The following is a 2,725-nucleotide window of genomic DNA, read 5'->3' on the forward strand; positions in this document are numbered from 1 at the left end:
ATATGAAATATCCTCTGAACAGACATTATTTGTTGTGCATGATAATAACTAGCACCTTTAGCCATAATATTTTCACGGATGATAAGCTTTTGTTCTAAGTTTTCTATAATCATTAAAGTATATTCTTGTCCCGTTTCTTCTACAATTGCGGGATAACATAATCCTTTACCCATGTGGACAAAGACAAGACCTTGCTTCAACAGCCATTCATCATTACTAAACATTTGAATTCTAACTGTAATCTGCTGCTCTTCACTGTCCCAATCAATCCAACGGCAAGAAATTGCTTGAACTTGACAATCATTGACAAGGATACCTTTTGGCCCAGAAATAGCATCTAGAATCGGTTTTACAATATTATCTACGTCAGCAGATGAATCAGATTCATATCGCTTTTGCTCATGAATTAGCCATTCTATATCAATTTGAACATCTCCAACTAAGAGAAAATTCCAATTATCCGTAATTTTGCGAATCTCAGATATAAGAACTTCTTTTCTTCTTCTGCTGGCTTGCAGTGAAACTGGCTCAATTGGAAGGCATAAAGTTATATGTCCTTGTGCCAAAAGCTCTCTATTTTTATCCCACTCCGAGTGTGCCATCCAAAAATTATCCTGTTTCTAGTGTTAAGAAATCTCTGCTCAATGTTGATATCACCAATTTCAGTCTAAATAAGACTCCGAGAGGGGTGAACAGCTGCATAATGTTCTTGGTACTGGAAAATTCCCTTTTATGTACCGTAAGAATTAAGAAATTTTCAGGCTTCCATCCTTCCCTATAGCGATATCACAGTTTCAGTAGATTCGCCCTGCGCGTGACGAGGGCGAAGATGTAAGGTGATTTCTGTATCAAGTCGCTTGAGGAAAATGAGGAGTTTGCCCTCGCTGAAGCGTTGAAACTCTCCTTTCATCAAATGAGATACTTCTGGCTGGGGAATGCCAAGAAGTTCGCTGATTTCCCGTTGTTTCAGGTTGCGTTGTTTCAAAAGGCGTAGTACCTGAATCCCTATCTTTCCCCGTGTAAAAAGTTCATCTGCATTCTCTAAACCGAGGTCAGCGAATACGTTGCCACTGCTTTCTTCAAAAACGGGTTCCTGAGTCATTGTTGTTTCTCCCTTGCTACCGCATCCTTATAGCGTTGTTTAATCAGGTCAACATCAGCCTGTGGGGTTTTAATTCCCTGCTTTGATTTCTTTTGAAAAGCGTGCAGGACATAAATTCTCTCTGCAATCTTTACCGCATAGACGGCCCTGTAAGTATCGGTATCGTAGCGTTTGACGATTTCATACACCCCACTCCCAACCCCTTTAAAAGGCTTGGCATCCATTGGTGTTTCCCCTGCTTGCACCAATTGCAGTGCATAGCCTACTGATGCACGCACCTCTTCTGGAAATGAGCGGATATTTTTGAGAGAGTCTCCCATCCAAACAAGAGGTCGTAAAGGAATTTCTATAATATCCTCATCATCTTCCATATTATATGAAATTTCCTATAAAATCAGTCAGACAATAGCATGAAATGTCCCCCGCACCACTAGAGAGCTAAATTTTATTTACAGTTGGTTTCCTTCTACACATAGTGTAGACGCTGGTGGAGAGAAAATTGATATCGGTTTTGATAGCAACGATGGATCAACCAGGGGTATAGAAGCGAGTATAGACAGTTGAGACAGCCGCAATATGAGCAGATCATACTGGTGCGGATCATACCTGCAAGTGGTAATCGCGTTGCAAACATAAGCTATTTTTATCAGCCAACGAAGTTATGCGGGTTGTAGCGGTCGTGCTTGAGGGCTGATTGATAAGTCTGGGTTAATCGGGTGCGATCGCTCACGGAATATATAGGTTTTTGGTGACTTACATTGTGTTATTGGGGTTAGACAATGTAGGCTAGACCCTATGAAAATAAACAGATTCGGTAGGGCAGAAATCCTTACCCCCGACCAAATTAATGTCCTATTTACTGAGGGCTTTGTCAACCCGCGCGATCGCGCTCTGTTCGGCGTGTGCCTTTATGCTGCCTGCCGGATCAACGAAGCTTGCACTTTGGCAGTGAAAGATGTGTTTGGCAGCAACGGTGTCAGAGGCGTGTTAGTGCTACGGAGCGTTAACACCAAAGGCAAGCGGGACACCAGGGAAATTCAAGTGCATCCAAAGCTGAAGCAGTATTTAGAAGAGTACAACCCCAATCGCCGCAAAGAGTTTTTGTTCCCCGGCAGGCATGGACTCTTACACATCCACAAGGTCAGCGCCGATAAAATCCTCAGAGATACCTGTTTGCGGCTGGGCATTGAGGGGGTTAGTACCCACAGTTTCAGGAGAACTGCATTAACCAGGATGAGCGATGCTGGGATACCGTTGCGCCACATTCAGGAGATATCGGGGCATCGGACTTTGGCAGCTTTGGAGCGATATCTGGGGGTAACTGAGAAGCAGAAGCAGAACGCTATCTCTGCTTTGGATTTTTGAAAATTTCTATCCGGGAGGGATAACCACGGGGTTAGTGATCGCGTAACCAAAATGATCTGTGCCAAGTGCCAGGTATCCAGTTATGAATTGTTTTGGTGACAAATCTTAATAAAGGCTCAACTCAGGATATGTTGTTGATCTACAAGTCTCTTTCTTATCCTCAAAAGTTGACCCTGCATAAAATTGTAAATTTTAAAATCACTTTCTTTCATTTTTATATATAGTTCTAAAGAAGGTATTAAGCTCTTTGTTATTAGT

The 2,725-nt window shown here is 42.3% G+C and carries 4 protein-coding genes; 1 reads left to right on the top strand and 3 read right to left on the bottom strand.

What is annotated here, in order from left to right; translation table 11 throughout:
* The 3 genes from GNF10_RS36295 to GNF10_RS36305 form a co-directional block, all read right to left on the bottom strand.
* On the bottom strand, nucleotides 1-602 hold a 602-nt coding region (locus tag GNF10_RS36295), incomplete at its 3' end, for a RusA family crossover junction endodeoxyribonuclease (RefSeq protein ID WP_185607462.1).
* 173 nt (nucleotides 603-775) lie between these two features.
* Nucleotides 776-1,102 carry a helix-turn-helix domain-containing protein gene (locus GNF10_RS36300; protein ID WP_185607463.1) on the bottom strand — a complete coding sequence of 109 codons (327 nt, stop codon included), beginning with the start codon at nucleotides 1,100-1,102 and terminating at the stop codon, nucleotides 776-778.
* A complete protein-coding gene (locus GNF10_RS36305; protein WP_100897504.1) occupies nucleotides 1,099-1,473 on the bottom strand; it encodes a type II toxin-antitoxin system RelE/ParE family toxin in 375 nt (124 codons plus the stop codon). Before GNF10_RS36305 ends, GNF10_RS36300 begins: the two co-directional genes overlap by 4 nt.
* A 424-nt stretch (nucleotides 1,474-1,897) precedes the next feature.
* On the opposite strand from GNF10_RS36305, the gene GNF10_RS36310 reads away from it, so the two are divergent.
* Nucleotides 1,898-2,467 carry a site-specific integrase gene (locus GNF10_RS36310; protein ID WP_185585961.1) on the top strand — a complete coding sequence of 190 codons (570 nt, stop codon included), beginning with the start codon at nucleotides 1,898-1,900 and terminating at the stop codon, nucleotides 2,465-2,467.
* Nucleotides 2,468-2,725: the final 258 nt, after the last annotated feature.

This window comes from Nostoc sp. UCD121, from assembly GCF_014222285.1.
Classification (GTDB): domain Bacteria; phylum Cyanobacteriota; class Cyanobacteriia; order Cyanobacteriales; family Nostocaceae; genus Nostoc.

What these genes read in the sequence shown, in the direction of transcription:
- GNF10_RS36310 (WP_185585961.1), top strand. Translation starts at nt 1,898, where the DNA reads ATGAAAATAAACAGATTCGGTAGGGCAGAAATCCTTACCCCCGACCAA.
- GNF10_RS36300 (WP_185607463.1), bottom strand. Translation starts at nt 1,102, where the DNA reads ATGACTCAGGAACCCGTTTTTGAAGAAAGCAGTGGCAACGTATTCGCT.
- GNF10_RS36305 (WP_100897504.1), bottom strand. Translation starts at nt 1,473, where the DNA reads ATGGAAGATGATGAGGATATTATAGAAATTCCTTTACGACCTCTTGTT.